The organism is Microcystis sp. M31BS1, from assembly GCF_020245285.1.
In the GTDB taxonomy this organism is placed as follows: Bacteria; Cyanobacteriota; Cyanobacteriia; order Cyanobacteriales; family Microcystaceae; genus Microcystis; species Microcystis panniformis.
Genome location: NZ_JADBVE010000202.1, coordinates 1 through 17,633 on the forward strand (window position 1 = coordinate 1; position 17,633 = coordinate 17,633).

Genomic DNA, 17,633 nt, shown 5'->3' on the forward strand with positions numbered 1-17,633 from the left:
CTAAATCCTTATCTGGCAAGAGACTTAATTGATTAGTTCGCTCTAGATAAAAACAATTGACAAAAATCGCTAAATGCCTTTCTCTATAAGGGTTCCATCCCTTATAACCCCCGTCCATTGCATAACACAAACCGAAGAGCCTAATTCTTTAATTGCTGTCATAACATCCTTTTCTTGATCTGATTTTTATGGCAACCAAGAGCGATCTAGTAATTCTTCTAGTGAGTAAGGACATTGAGAGGGAAAATCACAGTATTCACTGGTTTTATTTTGACAAAACCTAACGCATCTTGGTAGATAGAGTTTAATTCTTCTTCTCAAGAATTGCGGAGATTAGCCGTCATTTTTCGCCTTAATTGAGTCCGAAAATTATAAATTTCTTCCTGCTAATGAATTGTCTTATATTCTGCCTATTTTGTTCAGTATTGCAGTAATAATAGATGGCGGATAATCTGTTCTGAAAGACTGGCTACCGCATTTTTCTTTTCTTTGCCCAAATCCTCTAATTCCTCGATTAAATGTTCTAAGTCTAGCTGTTGAAATTGATGATTTCTAAGCAAGCTAACGGTTTCTCCTAGCCATTGAGAGTCATCAATCTCATAGAGTTGTTTTAAGGCGTGAATTCTTTGCATCATTGATTGTCTCCATTAGCAGTTTTATCGTTTTGAGTATCTTGACATCAGGGAAGTTTAGTGATTAACATAAAATTTACTCCATCGCATTGGTAAATTAGTCAAAAATCTTCCTCGTGAATCGGCAAAATTCAGTAAAATAGCAATAGACCAAATCAGAGAGAAAAAATTAGCTATGACAACTACATCCGAAGACGTATGGCGACTCTTAGCCGAATTAGCGACTGCTCAAAAAGAAACCGACAAACAACTGAAGGAGACTGACCTACTATTGAAGGAAGTTAGTCAGCAACAGAAGAAAACTGACAAACAACTCAAAGAATTAGGACAGCAAATTGGGGGACTCGGTGCAAAATTCGGCAGCTTTACCGAAGGACTTGCCCTCCCTTCAATGGAAACGATTCTCAGACAACGCTTTGGTATGGAAGTTATCAGTCCCAGTGTCCGAGTCAGTAAAGATGGAAAACACCTAGAAATTGATGTTCTTGCCTATACCAATGGTCAGCTAAATACTGCCTATATCGTCGAGGTTAAAAGTCATGCTAGAGAGGAGTCTATTTCACAATTAAAAAGTATTTTGCAACGGTTTCGCCGCTTTTTCCCTGAACACAAAGATAAAAAACTCTATGGCATATTAGCGGCGGTTCATTTATCATCAGAATTACGGGAAAAAATTCTGCAAGAAGGGTTTTATGTGGCTCGGATTCATGACCAAGTATTTGAATTGGATATTCCCGATAATTTTCAACCTCGACTTTATTAAAAGTTTAGATATATAGCGTTTCCCAATCTCATGAGGTACACCAAAATCTTAACTCCTGACTCCTGACTCCTCAAAACCTAAGACTCTGTACCTCACAACTATGGGAATTGCTATAATACTAAATCCTGTTATTAAATGATTATTTATTCTCCCCTTTGACTTTTGCCTTTTGCATGAGTGCCTCTCCTGATATGTAGCCCATACTCAACGGATTTAGTACAAGGCCAAGCCGTCCTAAAAGGACAGGGTTTCAAACCGAGGATTTGCGGTGATACAATAAAGTTAGGCAAAAATGCGATCGCAAGAGATAAAGCATGGTTCAAGCACCCATCGAACCCCAACTTTTCTATCCTGACTCCGACGGTAAACCTATGGCCGACAACACAGTTCAATATCGCTGGATTGTTCGCTTGGTTGCCAATCTCAGGTATTTATTTAAGGAGCAAACCGTCTTTGTCGCCGGAGATTTGCTCTGGTATCCCCAGCAGGTAACTGTACCACCCGCTCCCCGTCAAGCTCCCGATGCCATGGTAGTTTTCGGCCGTCCACCGGGTGAGCGGGGCAGCTATAAACAATGGGAAGAAGACAATATTGCTCCCCAGGTAGTGTTTGAAATCCTCTCTCCGAGCAATAGTGCCAGGGAAATGCTCAAAAAGCAGTCTTTCTATCGGGAGCATGGGGTATTAGAAATGTTTTTCTATGACCCAGACTCCCATGATTTCTGGGGATTGGTGCGACCCAATCAGCAAGAGGAATTTTTCCCAGTAACGGCCTTGAATTTTCCCTGGACTTCCCCAATCCTAGGGATTCGGTTTGAGATGTTTGAAGAGGGTTTAGAGGTCTTTTATCCCAATGGGGAACGATTTAAAGACCCTGAAACCCTCTTTGAGGAACGCAACCAAGCACAACAAGAACGCGATCGCGCCTTTGCCCGATTACGGGAATTGGGCATTGACCCGACACAGTTGAGACTATAATTAATCTTCCGCGGAGATACCGTCATCTTCCACCACCGCTTCGGTGATAGGAGAGGGGGGAATTTCCGTTAGGGGAGATAAATCGGCAGGGGGGGCTACCACGCGATCGAGTTTTAGGGTTAAATAACGAATAACCTCATCACTTAAACGCATGGCCCGTTCCATGGGGGCGACTTGTTTGCCGGTTGCCTGATAATTCATCTGCACATAGACACCATCATTGAGTTTTTTGATGGGATAGGCCAGACGTTTTTTACCCCACACCTTAACTTGAATGTCTGTGGCGCTGTGTTCGCTAATCAGAGTTCGATAACGTTCCACTTGTTGCTGAACGACTTCTTCCCCTAAATCGGGACGGAGAATGTAAAGAGTTTCGTAGTTATTGCTCATCTCAGAATCCTTATGGACTAGAAGGCTTCTTTGTCAAGACCGGAGGTTAATTGATTTTAATAACTCTCTAGCCTTTAATAAAGAAGCAAGGATATATGATCATACTACTATCCGAGAGTCGATCGCTAGTCATTCCCAGAAAAATATGGCGCAACGCTATGTACGAGTGAAACATCGTCAAGGACAAATCTTCTACGGACTGTTACAGCTAAACCGTAGCGTTGCTGTCTTTGATGCCCCTCCCTGGCAAGGAGGGCAACTAACCAAACTAGAATTAGAACCTGATAGCTACCAACTATTAGCCCCCTGTTTCCCGTCGAAAATTATTGCTGTGGGCAAAAATTACCGCGCCCACGCCGCCGAGATGGGAACACCTGTACCAGAAGAACCGCTTTTATTTCTCAAGCCACCGACGACAATTATCGGCGATGGTGAAACGATTTTCTATCCGCCCCAATCGGAAAGAGTAGATTATGAGGGAGAATTAGCATTAATTATCGGAGAAACCGCCAAAAACTGCACCACAGCCCAAGCCAGAAGCAAAATCTGGGGTTATACCATTGCTAACGATGTCACCGCTAGGGATTTACAGAAAAAAGATAGCCAATGGACGCGGGCGAAAGGATTTGACAGTTTTTGTCCCCTCGGCCCCTGGATTGTCCGGGAATTGAGTATCGGGGCGCAATTAACCACTTTTCTCAATGATGGCAGCGACCCCAAACAAAGCAGTTATCTCAGCGATATGGTCTTTCCCCCCGATGTCTTGGTGGCTTATATCTCCCAAGTGATGACCCTGCTGCCGGGGGATGTGATTTTAACGGGAACTCCCGAAGGAATCGGACCGCTGCAGGTGGGGGATCAGGTTCGGGTGGAAATAGAAGGCATCGGGGTTTTGGAAAATCGCGTCATGGCAGCAGCATCGATTAACGATAATTAACAATCCTAGCGAATACGGCGGGGTCTAGACTAGCCCCACCGACTAAAACCCCGTTTATCTGCGATTGAGCCATAATTTCATCGATATTATCGGGTTTTACAGAACCACCGTACTGAATGGTGACTTCGGGATTGTCTAATTGTTGCCGAATTAAACCGATAACGCGGTTCGCTTCCTCGCTTTCGCAGGTTTCCCCCGTGCCAATCGCCCAGATGGGTTCGTAGGCGATAACGAGGTTTTTTTGGTCAACATTGACTAAACCCCCTTGAATTTGCTTGATAATTACCTTTTCCGTTTCTCCGGCATCTCTTTGGGCTTTACTTTCTCCCACGCAGATAATCGGGATTAAACCTTGTTTTTGGGCAGATATAACCCTTAAATTGACGGTTTCATCGGTTTCGCCGAAATATTGCCGGCGTTCACTGTGACCGATAACCACATAGTGAACCCCAATTTCGGTTAACATATCCGCCGAGATTTCGCCCGTATAAGCCCCCGATTTTTCCCAGTGGACGTTTTGCGCCCCCAAGCGAATACGACCGCCGTGGAGGGTTTTAGAGAGGACAGCTAAAGCTGTAAAAGGCGCACAAAGAACCACTTCTCGGTCGTCGGGAGTTTCCTCTAGATGGGATTTAAAATCTTGCAAAAACTCCAAAGCTTCTCTCTGGGTTTTGTGCATTTTCCAGTTACCTGCAATAACAACTTTCGGCACAGCTTAATTAATTTAGTAGATTTGATAATTTATGGTACATTTTACTGTAAGCCTTTTTGTTACCCTAAGCAAGATCACCGATAATCGCTGTCTGTCATGAACAGATTTTTTTAATACTCTTACCTGTACCTATGCCCTAATCCCCTACCAAATCCTCATGCGAACCTTAGCGATCGGCGATATTCATGGTTGCTCGAAAGCTCTAGATCACTTGCTAGAGATCGTCAATCCCAAACCGCAAGATACTTTAATCACCCTCGGTGATTACGTTAATAAGGGCAGAGACTCGAAAGGGGTGATCGAGCGCCTTATTTCCCTACATAAACAGGGAAATTTGATTCCCCTCAAGGGTAATCACGAGATTATCATGCTACAGGCCCGTCACAACCCCCTCAAACAGCGTCTCTGGTTAGAAAAAGGCGGTAAAGCTACTCTAAAATCCTATAGCGAAGGCCAACTGATTAAAATTCCCGAATCCCACTGGGATTTTTTAGGAAAAGTCTGTATAAATAGCTACGAAACTGCAAATCATTTATTTGTTCACGCTAATCTCGATCCCCATCTACCCCTGGCCAGACAACCAGAATACAAACTCTTTTGGGAGAAATTTCAATACCCCGCCGCCCATAGTTCGGGAAAAACCATGATTTGCGGCCATACCAGCCAAAAAAGCGGTAAACCAGTTAATCTCGGCCATGCCATTTGTATCGATACTTGGGCTTACGGTAAAGGCTGGTTAAGTTGTTTAGATGTGGAAGCGGGGAAATTGTGGCAGGTTAACCAGCGAGGAAATTTTCGGATTAGCCATATTCAAGATTATTATCGTCCATCCTCTCTAGGTCAGGACATTAAGGAAGGTTCGCCGATTTTTGGCGGTTCGCTTTTGTCGAGAGCGGCAGCAATGACATTTAAGGGCAAATAACTGGGGTAAACTCCCTCGCGAGCGCGTTTAATATCCGTTTCCTCTAGGGGAAGTTGGTATTTAATCGCAATTGCCTTGAGGATATCGCCGCGATCAATCACTCCCGCTACGGCGGAGGCTGGTGTTAACACCGTGATCATGCGGTCTGGGATGGTTTCCAATTTTTGCACCACCGTCACTAAGGGGGTTTTTTCCTCAACAGTGGCAATTTCCGTGAGGGGATGGGCAATATCAAGCAGTTGTTTTTCTGACCAGAAACTCCGCTCGATCGCCTGTAAATCTTCCACCCGAATTAATCCCCGATAACGTCCCTCGGAAGCGGCAAAATAAGCAGTATTGGCAGCCGCTCGGTCTAAAACGTATTCCTGGACGAATTCCTCTAGGGTTTGATGGGCGTTTAAAACCCGCAAATTTCTGCTCATCACCTCTCCCGCTTGCAAATTGAGGAGACTTTCCTGTAAATTAGTTAAATTATCGTAGGCGCGGGCATTTCTGAGGATAAACCAGCCCATTAATCCTAACCAAGCACCCTCCACAGCTGCCGTCAAGAGAACCAAGAAAATCCCCAAAATAATCCCTAACCAACCGATGAATTGACCACTGATCGCAGCCCAATGTAAACCCTTCCAGCGATCGCCAGTTGCTTGCCAGACCATTGCTTTGAAAATTTGACCGCCATCGAGGGGTAAACCGGGGATAAGATTAAATAGAGCCAAAAACAGGTTAATTATCGCTAAATGCCCGCATATATAGGTTAAATTAGCGTTTAAATAGGGTAAGTGACTGGCTAGGGATAGGAGACAAAACAGGAGAAAACTGACGAGGGGTCCAGCGATCGCTACTTGCAGGGCCTCCGGAGGAGTCCGAGATTCTCGCTCGATCGAGGCCATTCCCCCAAAAAGAAACAGGGTAATGGAATTGACCTCGATGCCTTGCGACCGAGCCATGAAACTATGACCTAATTCGTGGAGTAAAACCGAGATAAACAGCAATAAAGCCATGATTAAACCAAGTAACCACGCTAAAACAGAACTCTGGCCAGCCAGAGACTGAATTTCTGCATCGGTGGCATTGATCAGGGTGACAAAAGCCAAAATCAAAAACCACGAGGAATCAATATAGAGAGGAATGCCCAATAAAGAGCCGATTCGCCAATTTGTACGCATAATTTTCAGTGGGGAAGTGGGAAGTGGGGAAGTGGGAAGTGGGGGAATGGGGAATTTAGCTGAAATTTCCCTATCACCCTAAATCCCTAACCCCCTAACCTTTTTTAAGACATTTGGAAAATAAAAGTCATTTTGTCCCCTTTACCGAGGGAAATGCGATCGCCTGCCCGAAGACGATGACGATTGCCGGGGGGTAGGGGATTGTGATTAACGTAGGTTCCGTTAGCGCTGCCGCTGTCTTCAAGGTAATAGATGCCCCCTTCGACGCGGATATCGCCATGAACCCGGGAGACGATATCAGAATCGGGAAAACCGGAAACATCGATATCGGGGGGAATGCGATCGTTAGGTTTGCCGACATGAATTACCGATAGATGTAGGGGTAATTCAATTTTGCTATCGGTTTGTAGGTGCTGGAGACTAGCCATTTCCGTCTGTAAGCGGGTGGCAGCCGGAACCGGTGGGGGGGCAACAGGAGGAGGTGCGATCGAGGCGCCGGTGGCTGTGGGGACCGGTGGGACGGGTTCAGGTTCCGATTCCGATTCCGATTCGGCCTCGGCTGCCACCATGGGAACGGAATTAGGCTGTAAATTGTAGCCACACTGACCGCAAAAAGTAGCATCAGTTTGGATGGTTGCCCCACAACTAGGACAGGAAGACATCCGCGGTAAGGGGGTATAACAGGCCTCGCACTGACTGGCCTCATCGGGGTTAATATGTTCGCAATTGGGACAAACGATCATTTTTAAGTAAAAAGTAAAAAGTAAAAAAGCAGATTAGGGGTTAGGTTTTAGGGTGTTGGGGTGTTGGGGTTTTAGGGTGTTGGGGTGTTGGGGTTTTAGGGTGTTGGGGTGGTCACTGCGTGCGCGTTGCGGGGGGTGTTAGGGTTTTGGGGTGTTGGGGTTTTAGTTGAAATTCCCCCATTCCCCCATTCCCCCATTCCCCCATTCCCCCATTCCCCCATTCCCCTATTCCCCTATTCTTTAGACAAAAGAGGAACCAGCGGCCGCATCGAGCAACCAATATAATTCCCCGGCCGGGGGGTGGATGAGACGGGAAGGATAGGAGAAAGAGTCACCATAGGCAGAGAAAATCTCATGTAGAGCGGGGCGTTTACTTTCGCCGGCAGCGATAAAGATCACACAACGGGCCTGATTGATCAGGGGAACGGTAAAAGTCAAGCGGGGATTGCCGTCTTTCTCGCCGACGGTGATACAGCGATCGCTCACCGTTAAAGCTGCCGTGTGGGGAAAGAGAGAGGCGGTGTGACCATCATCGCCCATTCCCAATAAAATCAGGTCAAAAACGGGAAAATCGGGAGAATTGACCCCAAACCATTGGCGGAGATGATCATCGTATTTTTGGGCGGCCAGGTGGGGATCGGGGTCATCCGTGGGCATAGGATGAATATTAGTGGCCGGGATCGGTATGCGATCGAGCCATGCTAATCGGGCCATGCGTTGATTACTGTCGGGATGATCGGGACTAACGTAGCGTTCATCTCCCCAGAAAACGTGAATTTTTGACCAGTCGAGGGGTTGAGAGGATAAAGCTTCGTAGAGAGGTTTCGGGGTACTACCGCCAGAAAGAGCGATCGTAAAATAATCCTGTTGGTCGAGGCCGGTTGTGATTTTTTCCAGAACCAGCGCCAGAGATTTTGCGATCAGAGCTTGTTTATCAGCTAAAACTTCCACCAATTTCTGCATGGGTTTTGTTATCAACTCAGGGGGGCTGTCTTTACTATAGGCTAACCATTGAGGACTCATCTGAGAGCTTGGGAAAATTTTATTCTTTGACAGTCTCTGTCTTAGGGAAGAGATCTGGGGAAAACCTCGTCTGAGAGCTTGGGAAAATTTTATTCTTTGACAGGGATAGGTTTACCGATGCCATATTGAGGTAATATTTCTAGAGTCGATTCTCGAAAGAGGTTGACAAGCAGAACGATTTAGCGTAGGGTTTAGCGGGAGGTTGAGCAAAAGTTAATTAGAAATTGCAGTTTGTCAGAGTGCCTCTCGGCAAAATCCTTCTGGGAACCCCCAGCGAGAACTTTTAAACAGACTAATGAATCTATTCATTGACATACCATTACAGAAACAGCGATGAACAGTTTTACTTCTTTGTCCCTGAAATTAACGGGATTGGTTTTCATTATTTCCTTCCTTTTGGATGCGTTTATCCTACCGCTGCCCTATCGATTTAATGAATCCCAATGGCAGGTAGGTTTCGTCACCACCTTTGTCGATCGAGGAATTGTTCCTCTTCTGGGTATCGTTCTCGTTTTAATCGCTTACTGGATTGACGCTAACAATAGAGATGTCATTCCTAGAAAATCACGCTTTGAATTGCGTTGGCCGATCTTTATTCTTTCCACACTGTTAGGCTTAGTTTTTCTGTTGATGATTCCTGTTCATATCAACAATATCAACCAGATTAAAAACAACGCTTTGACTCAAATTGAACAGGGTGTTGACCAAGGGGAGGGACAAATTCAGGCTTTCTTAGCCCAGTTAAATACGCTATCGCAAAATCCCCAACTATTAGACCAGCAGATCTCTCAGAGAACTCAAGTGATTGAAACTGGTCGTTTCCAAGGACAACCGATCAACACGGAACAGTTACAAACCCTTCGTCAACAAAGAGAGCAATTAACTAATTTACGCGATTTATCCAAAAGCCCGAAGGAATTTAAACAGAAATTAGATGAGATCAAAAATCAGCTACAAACTCAGCTGCAAGAGCGGCGAAAACAGGCAGAAAGCCAAGCCAACTTGGAGGCTTTGAAACAGTGGTTAAGAATTGGTATTCAAAGTATGTTGCTATCGATTTGCTATAGTTTGATCGGTTGGTTAGGCATTCGAGAACTAGGTAGTGTGAAAAAACGCACTGCCTAAGCAGGGGATTTATCTTAATGATCAAGTATAAAGTTTTCGTTTTCGGTACTCAGAATTCTCCGAGTCAGGAGACGAGCGCACACAAGAGCATACTTCATGCTTAGGATCAAATCTGTAACTACTTAAATATTCAGCCACAGGGCATCAGCAAATGATGCCCTTTTATTGATTAAACCTCTAATACTAAATCCTGTTTAAAAGGTATCGGGGAGCGGGAGAGTGGGAATTAGGAATTAGGAAGTGGCAAGAATAAATAAAAGTAATCTGCTGACTACTGACTCCCCAGACTCCTGACTCCCCAGACTCCTGACTTGAAAGAGGGTGTAGTGTGTGGGGTGTGGGGTGTGGGGTGTAGGGAAGGAAACCTCTTTCATCTGTGGGGGTGAAAATTTTTTCATCGGGACTGACTCCTAATCCCAGCAACAAACTTTTTCAGTAAACCCTAATTAGAGATTTTTCAGTACAAAGGCTCTAAAATGGCCAGTGCCAGTTATTGGCCAGAAGACTTGTTTTTTCAGTCTTGTGGCTTTATCATGGGTACTGTGTGGTGTGTGTGATGTGAAGGAGTAAGATGACTGCTAATAGCCAACTTATCTCCGTCAAGGCTCTACAAGCTTTGATGAAGCGAGGGTTCAAACCTTCGGTCTCTGGTAGACGGCATCAAAAATCTTGGTTAATAGCTTTAGACGGCGATACCTCAAAACGATTATTCGATATCGTTTTCTCCCTATCGGTTCTAATTTTCTTTTCGCCGCTTTATTTAATCTTAGCCTTATTGATCGCGATTAGTTCCCCCGGTCCGGTCTTCTATGTGCAGAAGCGCGTCGGTCAAAACTTCCAGCATTTCAACTGTATCAAGTTCCGTACTATGGTAATGGATGCTGATAAGGTGTTAGAGAGACTGATGGAAGACTCTCCCCAACTGCGGGCGGAATTCGAGGATAATTTCAAGCTTAAGGACGATCCTCGCATAACTTGGATTGGCAAATTTCTCCGCTTAACCAGTTTAGACGAGTTTCCCCAATTCTGGAACGTCCTGCGAGGAGATATGAGCGTCGTCGGTCCGCGGCCTTTAGTTCCCGAAGAATTGCAGAAATATGGCAATCGCATCGACAAAGTTTTAACTATTCGCCCCGGTTTGACTGGTTTATGGCAAGTTTCGGGACGTAATGACATACCCTATCCCCTGCGGGTGCAGATGGATGTGTATTACGTTAATTCGCGTAACTGGTTAACTGATATCTGGGTAATCTTCAGAACTATCGGTGTTGTGGTTTTTCCCAAAAATAACGGTGCTTACTAAAGCGGTGAATAGTAATTAAAAATTACTCACTGCTGTTTCAATGTAACTAATCGCTAGACTGGAGGAGAGAAGGGCAAAAATTGCTTTTTTCTCCTCTTTTTTTGATAAAGATTATGACAGTAATACTAAGTAGTCATGCAAAATTAATTACCTGCCCGATCGAGCTAAAACCCTTACGGGGCAATGATCGTCATGTGTAAATAATTTTGCCTAGGTACTTAAATCTGGTTATTAAAGACTGATTATTTATTCCCCTTTTTGCATGAGTGCATGAGCAGAAAACGGGTTTCGTTTCTCGGAGAAACCCGTTTTCTGTGCGTTACTCAACGGATTTAGTATAATTAAGTGAAGTCAAAAAAGAATGGCAATTATACCAAACCGGGGACTTTGCGATAGATAGAAGCGAGCGATCCCCGGAATCCTACACTGGCAAATTCTACCTCATCTCCCGCTTCATAGATCTGTTCTTGCCAAACTCCCGAATCCTCGCGACGGTGACATTCAATTTTCCTCTGGTTTTGATGGATAAGAATGTATTCTTTTAAGGTGGGACAGGTTTGATAATCGCTAAATTTATCACCCCTATCAAAGGATTCCGTCGATTTCGATAATACTTCAATAATCAGAACGGGATAAAGAATAAAATCATCAGTATTGTTAATCTCTCTCTCGTCACAAACCACCGCAATATCGGGATAATAATAACAATTTGCCTCCTCTAACCGGACTTTGATATCGGAAGTGAGAACAAGACAGGGACTATCATCGAGATGGATACTCAATAAAGTAGCTATATTTGTATTTAAGACAATATGGGGCTTTTTTGCCCCTACCATTGCGTAAATCCGTCCTTTTCGGTATTCGTGCTTGATGGGACTGACTCTTTCCCCTTCTAGATACACTTCTGGAGAGACATAAAAAAAATTAGGATTCGTCACCATCGTCCCCATGCTCCCTATCCTCGAATAACTAAATTATAGCCTTTCGGAATCATCGCTCTTGGACTCAATCTCGCTAGACTTATAGATCAATGATTGTCACTTGTAATATTTGTATTACAGTTATGTGACAGAATAGAGATAACGACTCTCAAAGGGACGTTATTTAGGAATGAATCCCAAAAACGATTGATATCCATAGGTTTGCCAGAATGTCCAACGCTAAAAGTTACAAAGATACCGTTAATTTGCCTCAAACTGACTTTGATATGCGAGCAAATGCCAGCAAACGTGAGCCAGAAATCCAGAAATTCTGGCAAGATGAGCAAATATATGAGAAATTAGCGCAAAATAACCCCAAAGAATTATTTATTCTCCACGATGGACCCCCCTACGCTAACGGGTCCCTGCATATCGGTCATGCTTTAAATAAAATTCTCAAAGACATTATCAATAAATATAAACTGCTGCAAGGCTACAAAGTGCGCTATGTGCCGGGTTGGGATTGTCACGGGTTGCCGATCGAACTAAAGGTTTTACAAAGTCTCAAAAGCTCAGAAAAAGAGGGTCTAACCCCTTTGAAATTACGTCAGAAAGCCCACGATTTTGCCCTTCAAACGCAAAAAGAACAGTGTGAAGGTTTCAAAAGGTATGGAGTCTGGGGAGACTGGGAAAATCCCTATTTAACCCTAAAACCTGAATACGAGGCCGCTCAAATTGCCGTATTCGGAAAAATGGCCCTAAAAGGTTATATTTATCGGGGACTAAAACCAGTTCACTGGAGTCCTAGTTCTCAAACCGCTTTAGCTGAGGCCGAATTAGAATATCCCGAAGGTCACACTTCCCGCAGTGTCTATGTTGCTTTTCCAATTACGTCAGTTTCAACCCCGGTTTTAACGCCATTTTTGCCTAATTTATCCGTGGCTATCTGGACGACTACCCCCTGGACTTTACCCGGGAATTTGGCCGTCGCATTGAACCCAGAATTAAACTATTCAGTGGTGGAAACTAGCGAGTCTAATTATCTAATCGTAGCGACGGATTTAGTCGAAAAATTGGCCGACACTTTTAACACAACTTTGACGATTAAAGCAACGGTTAAAGGTCTGGAATTAGAACATACTAAATATCGTCATCCTTTGTTTGACAGAGAAAGTGCGATTCTCATCGGTGGGGATTATGTCACCACTGATTCCGGCACTGGATTAGTTCATACGGCCCCTGGCCATGGTCAGGAGGATTATATCGTCGGACAACGTTACGGTTTACCGATACTTTCTCCCGTGGATGATAAGGGAAATTTCACCGCAGAAGCGGGACAATTTGCGGGTTTAAATGTCTTGAAAGATGCTAATGAAGCAATAATTTTAGCACTGACAGAAAAGGGTGCCTTACTCAAAGAAGAAGCATATCAGCATAAATATCCCTACGATTGGAGAACCAAAAAACCGACAATTTTCCGCGCAACAGAACAATGGTTTGCTTCCGTGGAAGGATTCCGGGAATTAGCTTTAGACGCAATTGATTCGGTGCGTTGGATTCCTGCAACGGGTAAGAATCGCATCACTTCTATGGTTAGTGAAAGAAGCGATTGGTGTATCTCTCGTCAGCGCAGTTGGGGGGTTCCTATTCCTGTTTTTTATGACGAAGAAACGAATGAACCTCTGTTAACGGAGGAGACGATTAATCACGTTCAAGCTATCTTCGCAGTTAAGGGTTCTAATGCTTGGTGGGAGTTATCCGTAGAGGAATTGTTACCTCTCAGTTATCGCGATAATGGTCGCAGTTATCGCAAGGGAATGGATACTATGGATGTGTGGTTTGATTCTGGTTCTAGTTGGAATGCGGTGGCTAATGCTCGACCAGAATTAAGTTATCCTGCGGATATGTATCTAGAAGGATCGGATCAGCATCGGGGATGGTTTCAATCGAGTTTATTAACCAGTGTCGCTGCTAATGGTATTGCTCCCTATAAAACGGTGTTAACTCACGGTTTTGTTTTGGATGAACAGGGACGAAAAATGAGTAAATCTCTGGGGAATGTCATCGATCCCAATGTGATCATTAATGGTGGTAAAGACCAGAAAAAAGAACCCGCTTATGGGGTGGATGTGATTCGGTTATGGGTGTCCTCGGTGGACTATACCAATGATGTGAATATCGGTCAAAATATTCTTAAACAGTTGGTAGATATCCGTAATAAAATCCGTAATACTGCCAGGTTTTTACTGGGGAGTTTAAATGATTTTGATCCCGTTAAAGATGCGGTAGCTTATGAAGAGCTACCGGAGATCGATCGCTATATGTTACATCGTATCTCGGAGGTGTTTACGGAAGTAACGGCAGCTTTTGAAAGTTTCCAATTTTTCCGCTTTTTCCAGACGGTACAGAATTTTTGTGTTGTCGATTTATCTAACTTTTATATCGACATCGCTAAGGATCGTTTATACATTTCTGATCCTAATTCTTTCCGTCGTCGCAGTTGTCAAACAGTTTATGCTATTGCTTTAGAAAATCTTGCTAAAGCGATCGCTCCTGTCCTGTCTCATCTAGCGGAAGATATCTGGCAATTTCTCCCCTACAAAACTCCTTATTTATCGGTATTTGAGTCAGGATGGCTCAACATCGATCCTGCTTGGAATAATCGCGAATTGGCCGATAAATGGGCGAAATTCCGGCAGCTACGCACCGAAGTTAATAAGGTGATGGAAACTGCCAGAAATGATAAGGCGATCGGTGCTTCTTTAGAGGCAAAAGTTTTACTTTATGTTCCCGATGAAACCTTACAACAGGAGCTAGAATTATTCAACAATTGTGATAGTTTAACGGGGAATAAAGTCGATGAATTGCGTTATCTATTTCTCTCTTCTCAAGTGGAATTAGTTAGTGATATTAGCGCAATTCAAACCGCCGAATATAAAGGAGAATCGGACTTTGTTTCGGTGGGAATTGTCAAAGCGGACGGAGAAAAATGCGATCGCTGTTGGAATTATTCGACTCAAGTGGGAAAATTTGCCGATGATCCCACTATTTGTGAGCGCTGTAATGCCGCTTTAAAAGGAGAGTTCTAAGCTAAATTAAAAGGGTGCTTTATTGTCTAATAAAGTACCCTTGTTTAATCCTCAGCTAAAAAAAAACTTATTCACAGGTATTAACTCTAGCGAATAGATAATTAGGGATGGAAGATTACCAATCAGCTTTTTTACAACGTCATCAAGATACAGAAATACTTTGTAAATCTAATAGGAAAATAGCTGCTATGCACTTTGGAGGTATTACGATCGAATGTTTTCTGAAATCTATGATCTTAGCTTCGGTATCCAGTCAAGAATGGAAAACTGATTCCAATAACCCCGGACATACTATAACTAATCCGGGTCACAGTTTGACAACTGCTTTAAAACGTCATAATCGTCTCTATTCGAGAGTTCAAAATTTTCCAGAGGTGAGAAAATGGATTAATATAGTAGAAAAACCTAGTCAAAATTTGATAAATATGCGTTATTCCAGCAGTGAACCAAATGTGGTTATCAGCGTATAAAAGTCTGAAAAGTTGGCTTCATAAACAAGCTACTCAACTTTGAGGAGATAGTTATGTCAGAAACTTGGTTAAGATCAATGAAACAAAATTGATTATTTTAATTGGCTTAGTAAATTAAATCTAATTAACCCTTTTCAACGGTAAAAAAATATCCATCCTGATATACTTGATCGCAAGTCCATTTCCCGGAGCCAAAATAAAGCGATCGCTTTTCTGAGCGGGTGCATTAACAAAGTATAGTGGGTCTGACAGCATTTCTCCTAATTTAGACTGCCTATGGGAAATTTTAGTACAAATGCTCGGACTGGCAATTCTGGCACTCCCATGCAGTCTTAACGAGTAATCTGGATAGTCAGCAGTCCATTATGGTCATTTCCTTGTCACCCCGTCAGAGTTAAGAGCAAAGCACGGACAGAAGCGAAGTTTGACCCGACGATTAGCTAATGGTATCGATAAACATCTTCAATGCTGCTTTTGAGAAGGAGACGGGTTGCTAAAGCCTCTATAATAAGTACCCATAGAGATGCCGACAACTTCCCCTGTCGATAGCGAATAAGGAGAAAAAAAACCCAGTGTTTGTCCTCAAAGGTTACGAGTATTTTCTAGGATTTCTGCTCGCTTGCAGTTTAGTACCAATCCTATCCCTAACTGCCTCCAAAGTCCTGCGGCCTAGTGGTGGCGGTCCAGAAAGACGTACCACCTATGAATCGGGGATGGAACCGATCGGCGGTGCTTGGATTCAGTTTAACATTCGTTATTATATGTTTGCCCTCGTTTTCGTGGTTTTTGACGTGGAAACCGTCTTTCTCTACCCTTGGGCAGTAGCTTTCAATCAATTGGGCCTATTAGCTTTTGTAGAAGCATTGATCTTTATTGCTATCCTTGTGGTTGCTCTCGTCTATGCTTGGCGGAAAGGAGCCTTAGAATGGTCATAACGGCCATAATTTTCCTTATTTTTGACTTTTCATGAGAGGATAACCGGATGAGTCCCAACCCTACCAGCGAATTTAAGCAAATTATCGAACAACAAAGCGAAAAAATCCTCAATCCCATCGAACGCACCAAAGTTACCCAGGATTTATCGGAAAATGTCATCCTTACCACCGTTGATGACCTGTATAACTGGGCGCGTTTGTCAAGTCTTTGGCCGATGCTATACGGTACAGCTTGCTGTTTTATCGAGTTCGCGGCCTTGATTGGTTCCCGTTTTGATTTTGATCGCTTTGGTTTAGTTCCCCGTTCTAGTCCCCGGCAGGCCGATTTAATCATCACTGCCGGTACAATCACCATGAAAATGGCCCCCGCTTTGGTGCGTCTGTATGAAGAAATGCCAGAACCTAAATACGTTATCGCCATGGGTGCCTGTACGATTACGGGGGGAATGTTCAGCAGTGACTCCACCACCGCAGTCAGAGGGGTAGATAAACTTATCCCCGTGGATGTCTATATACCCGGTTGTCCCCCCCGTCCAGAAGCGATTATCGACGCGATTATTAAACTGCGGAAAAAAGTCGCTAACGAATCTATTCAAGAACGTGGGACTGTCCTCCAGCAAACCAATCGTTATTACAGCACCACCCACAAAATGCAGGCCACAGAACCGATTCTCACAGGTAAATATCTACAATCGGCCACCCGTCAAGCACCCCCGAAAGAGTTACTAGAAGCCACTGGTATGCCTGTTCCCCCCGCTCTTTTGACCACGAAACAAAAGGAAGAAATCTAAATGACTGAAGAAACGACAGCTATTGTGCAAGCTGGCCCCACTTCGATTTGGTTAAGCGAAAATGGTTTTGAGCATCAAGCTTTAGAAGCTGACCATAGTGGTGTGGAATTGATTAAAGTAGAACCAGACTTTTTAATTCCTCTGGCCACTGCTTTATACGCTTATGGTTTTAATTATCTCCAATGTCAGGGCGCTTACGATTTGGGACTGGGGAAAGAATTGGTTAGTTTCTATCATCTGGTCAAAGTAACCGATAATGTCGATAGTCCCGTGGAAGTGCGCTTAAAAGTCTTTCTTCCTCGAGATAATCCCCGGGTTGCTTCGGTTTACTGGATTTGGAAAGCGGCTGACTGGCAAGAAAGAGAAAGTTATGATATGTTCGGCATTATTTATGAAGGACATCCCCACCTGAAACGGATTTTAATGCCGGAAGATTGGGTCGGTTGGCCTCTACGCAAAGATTACGTTTCTCCCGAATTCTACGAACTACAGGACGCTTACTAAGTCGAGAATTTAATCACTAAGTAGGGAGGCAAAATTATTTGTAGGATGGGTTAGCGGTAGCGTAACCCATGCAGGCTTTGGGTTTCATGCTTCAACCCAACCTTGTATCTTGAGAAGTAGGCAACCCGTCCCAACCTAGGTAAAAAATACCGCTTTGTAGCTTGGGTGCCTATATTCTGAAAAAGGGCGTGGACATCCAGTTCAACCGAGGTGCTTGACACCGTTGGGTAG

The 17,633-nt window shown here is 43.9% G+C and carries 18 protein-coding genes and 1 pseudogene; 11 read left to right on the top strand and 8 right to left on the bottom strand.

Going from position 1 to position 17,633, the window contains the following annotated elements; translation table 11 throughout:
* Positions 1–186: 186 nt before the first annotated feature.
* Positions 187–632, bottom strand: a pseudogene (locus tag IM509_RS11825) (DUF29 domain-containing protein).
* Positions 633–807: 175 nt separating this feature from the next.
* Here IM509_RS11825 and IM509_RS11830 point away from each other — a divergent pair.
* Together IM509_RS11830 and IM509_RS11835 are read left to right on the top strand one after the other, a co-directional pair.
* Complete coding sequence (locus IM509_RS11830; RefSeq protein WP_272079346.1) at positions 808–1,395, top strand: DUF3782 domain-containing protein; 588 nt, start codon at positions 808–810, stop codon at positions 1,393–1,395.
* 314 nt (positions 1,396–1,709) lie between these two features.
* Positions 1,710–2,372 (top strand): Uma2 family endonuclease, encoded by a 663-nt coding sequence (locus tag IM509_RS11835; protein ID WP_185237152.1) that lies wholly within the window; start codon positions 1,710–1,712, stop codon positions 2,370–2,372.
* Here IM509_RS11835 and rpsF read toward each other — a convergent pair whose 3' ends face one another.
* Positions 2,373–2,762: a 30S ribosomal protein S6 gene (gene rpsF, locus IM509_RS11840; protein ID WP_004161283.1), complete on the bottom strand. Its 390-nt coding sequence runs from the start codon at positions 2,760–2,762 to the stop codon at positions 2,373–2,375.
* Between the two features lie 145 nt (positions 2,763–2,907).
* Between rpsF and IM509_RS11845 the strand changes: the two genes are divergently transcribed.
* Positions 2,908–3,699 (top strand): fumarylacetoacetate hydrolase family protein, encoded by a 792-nt coding sequence (locus IM509_RS11845; protein ID WP_052276377.1) that lies wholly within the window; start codon positions 2,908–2,910, stop codon positions 3,697–3,699.
* Here the strand turns inward: IM509_RS11845 and tpiA are convergent.
* Positions 3,686–4,411, bottom strand: a complete 726-nt coding sequence (gene tpiA, locus IM509_RS11850) for a triose-phosphate isomerase (protein ID WP_072925269.1) — start codon at positions 4,409–4,411, stop codon at positions 3,686–3,688. The genes IM509_RS11845 and tpiA overlap by 14 nt on opposite strands.
* Positions 4,412–4,568: 157 nt before the next feature.
* Between tpiA and IM509_RS11855 the strand changes: the two genes are divergently transcribed.
* Positions 4,569–5,333: a metallophosphoesterase family protein gene (locus tag IM509_RS11855; protein ID WP_052276376.1), complete on the top strand. Its 765-nt coding sequence runs from the start codon at positions 4,569–4,571 to the stop codon at positions 5,331–5,333.
* Here the strand turns inward: IM509_RS11855 and IM509_RS11860 are convergent.
* The 3 genes from IM509_RS11860 to pgl all read right to left on the bottom strand — a co-directional run bounded on the left by IM509_RS11860 (position 5,252) and on the right by pgl (position 8,205).
* A complete protein-coding gene (locus IM509_RS11860) occupies positions 5,252–6,499 on the bottom strand; it encodes a site-2 protease family protein (RefSeq protein WP_185237153.1) in 1,248 nt (415 codons plus the stop codon). The genes IM509_RS11855 and IM509_RS11860 overlap by 82 nt on opposite strands.
* Before the next feature lie 104 nt (positions 6,500–6,603).
* Positions 6,604–7,242: a double zinc ribbon and FHA domain-containing protein gene (locus IM509_RS11865; protein WP_072925276.1), complete on the bottom strand. Its 639-nt coding sequence runs from the start codon at positions 7,240–7,242 to the stop codon at positions 6,604–6,606.
* 240 nt (positions 7,243–7,482) lie between these two features.
* Positions 7,483–8,205 (bottom strand): 6-phosphogluconolactonase, encoded by a 723-nt coding sequence (pgl, locus tag IM509_RS11870; protein ID WP_185237155.1) that lies wholly within the window; start codon positions 8,203–8,205, stop codon positions 7,483–7,485.
* 393 nt (positions 8,206–8,598) lie between these two features.
* Here pgl and IM509_RS11875 point away from each other — a divergent pair, with 393 nt between their 5' ends.
* Both IM509_RS11875 and IM509_RS11880 read left to right on the top strand, forming a co-directional pair.
* Entirely contained in the window at positions 8,599–9,390 is a 792-nt protein-coding gene (locus IM509_RS11875) for an HpsJ family protein (protein WP_052276374.1), read from the top strand.
* A 571-nt stretch (positions 9,391–9,961) separates the two neighbouring features.
* Positions 9,962–10,693: an undecaprenyl-phosphate galactose phosphotransferase family protein gene (locus IM509_RS11880; protein WP_002760967.1), complete on the top strand. Its 732-nt coding sequence runs from the start codon at positions 9,962–9,964 to the stop codon at positions 10,691–10,693.
* A gap of 368 nt (positions 10,694–11,061) precedes the next feature.
* Here IM509_RS11880 and IM509_RS11885 read toward each other — a convergent pair whose 3' ends face one another.
* On the bottom strand, positions 11,062–11,634 hold the full coding sequence (locus tag IM509_RS11885; protein ID WP_052278426.1) for a Uma2 family endonuclease: 573 nt from the start codon (positions 11,632–11,634) through the stop codon (positions 11,062–11,064).
* A 209-nt stretch (positions 11,635–11,843) separates the two neighbouring features.
* On the opposite strand from IM509_RS11885, the gene ileS reads away from it, so the two are divergent.
* The 5 genes from ileS to IM509_RS11910 all read left to right on the top strand — a co-directional run bounded on the left by ileS (position 11,844) and on the right by IM509_RS11910 (position 17,402).
* Positions 11,844–14,702 carry an isoleucine--tRNA ligase gene (gene ileS / locus IM509_RS11890; RefSeq protein ID WP_052276373.1) on the top strand — a complete coding sequence of 953 codons (2,859 nt, stop codon included), beginning with the start codon at positions 11,844–11,846 and terminating at the stop codon, positions 14,700–14,702.
* Positions 14,703–14,809: 107 nt separating this feature from the next.
* Entirely contained in the window at positions 14,810–15,172 is a 363-nt protein-coding gene (locus IM509_RS11895) for a hypothetical protein (protein ID WP_052276372.1), read from the top strand.
* Positions 15,173–15,744: 572 nt separating this feature from the next.
* Positions 15,745–16,107, top strand: a complete 363-nt coding sequence (ndhC, locus tag IM509_RS11900) for a photosynthetic/respiratory NAD(P)H-quinone oxidoreductase subunit C (RefSeq protein ID WP_002739390.1) — start codon at positions 15,745–15,747, stop codon at positions 16,105–16,107.
* 47 nt (positions 16,108–16,154) lie between these two features.
* Positions 16,155–16,898, top strand: coding sequence for a photosynthetic/respiratory NAD(P)H-quinone oxidoreductase subunit K (gene ndhK / locus IM509_RS11905; RefSeq protein ID WP_002760976.1), 744 nt, complete (start codon positions 16,155–16,157; stop codon positions 16,896–16,898).
* Positions 16,899–17,402 (top strand): NAD(P)H-quinone oxidoreductase subunit J, encoded by a 504-nt coding sequence (locus IM509_RS11910; protein ID WP_185237154.1) that lies wholly within the window; start codon positions 16,899–16,901, stop codon positions 17,400–17,402.
* 50 nt (positions 17,403–17,452) lie between these two features.
* Here the strand turns inward: IM509_RS11910 and IM509_RS11915 are convergent.
* Positions 17,453–17,633, bottom strand: a 181-nt coding sequence (locus tag IM509_RS11915; RefSeq protein ID WP_287716964.1) for a hypothetical protein, incomplete at its 5' end; no start/stop codon positions are given.

What these genes read in the sequence shown, in the direction of transcription:
- IM509_RS11830 (WP_272079346.1), top strand. Translation starts at nt 808, where the DNA reads ATGACAACTACATCCGAAGACGTATGGCGACTCTTAGCCGAATTAGCG.
- IM509_RS11835 (WP_185237152.1), top strand. Translation starts at nt 1,710, where the DNA reads ATGGTTCAAGCACCCATCGAACCCCAACTTTTCTATCCTGACTCCGAC.
- rpsF (WP_004161283.1), bottom strand. Translation starts at nt 2,762, where the DNA reads ATGAGCAATAACTACGAAACTCTTTACATTCTCCGTCCCGATTTAGGG.
- IM509_RS11845 (WP_052276377.1), top strand. Translation starts at nt 2,908, where the DNA reads ATGGCGCAACGCTATGTACGAGTGAAACATCGTCAAGGACAAATCTTC.
- IM509_RS11855 (WP_052276376.1), top strand. Translation starts at nt 4,569, where the DNA reads ATGCGAACCTTAGCGATCGGCGATATTCATGGTTGCTCGAAAGCTCTA.
- IM509_RS11860 (WP_185237153.1), bottom strand. Translation starts at nt 6,499, where the DNA reads ATGCGTACAAATTGGCGAATCGGCTCTTTATTGGGCATTCCTCTCTAT.
- IM509_RS11865 (WP_072925276.1), bottom strand. Translation starts at nt 7,242, where the DNA reads ATGATCGTTTGTCCCAATTGCGAACATATTAACCCCGATGAGGCCAGT.
- pgl (WP_185237155.1), bottom strand. Translation starts at nt 8,205, where the DNA reads ATGCAGAAATTGGTGGAAGTTTTAGCTGATAAACAAGCTCTGATCGCA.
- IM509_RS11875 (WP_052276374.1), top strand. Translation starts at nt 8,599, where the DNA reads ATGAACAGTTTTACTTCTTTGTCCCTGAAATTAACGGGATTGGTTTTC.
- IM509_RS11880 (WP_002760967.1), top strand. Translation starts at nt 9,962, where the DNA reads ATGACTGCTAATAGCCAACTTATCTCCGTCAAGGCTCTACAAGCTTTG.
- IM509_RS11885 (WP_052278426.1), bottom strand. Translation starts at nt 11,634, where the DNA reads ATGGTGACGAATCCTAATTTTTTTTATGTCTCTCCAGAAGTGTATCTA.
- ileS (WP_052276373.1), top strand. Translation starts at nt 11,844, where the DNA reads ATGTCCAACGCTAAAAGTTACAAAGATACCGTTAATTTGCCTCAAACT.
- IM509_RS11895 (WP_052276372.1), top strand. Translation starts at nt 14,810, where the DNA reads ATGGAAGATTACCAATCAGCTTTTTTACAACGTCATCAAGATACAGAA.
- ndhK (WP_002760976.1), top strand. Translation starts at nt 16,155, where the DNA reads ATGAGTCCCAACCCTACCAGCGAATTTAAGCAAATTATCGAACAACAA.
- IM509_RS11910 (WP_185237154.1), top strand. Translation starts at nt 16,899, where the DNA reads ATGACTGAAGAAACGACAGCTATTGTGCAAGCTGGCCCCACTTCGATT.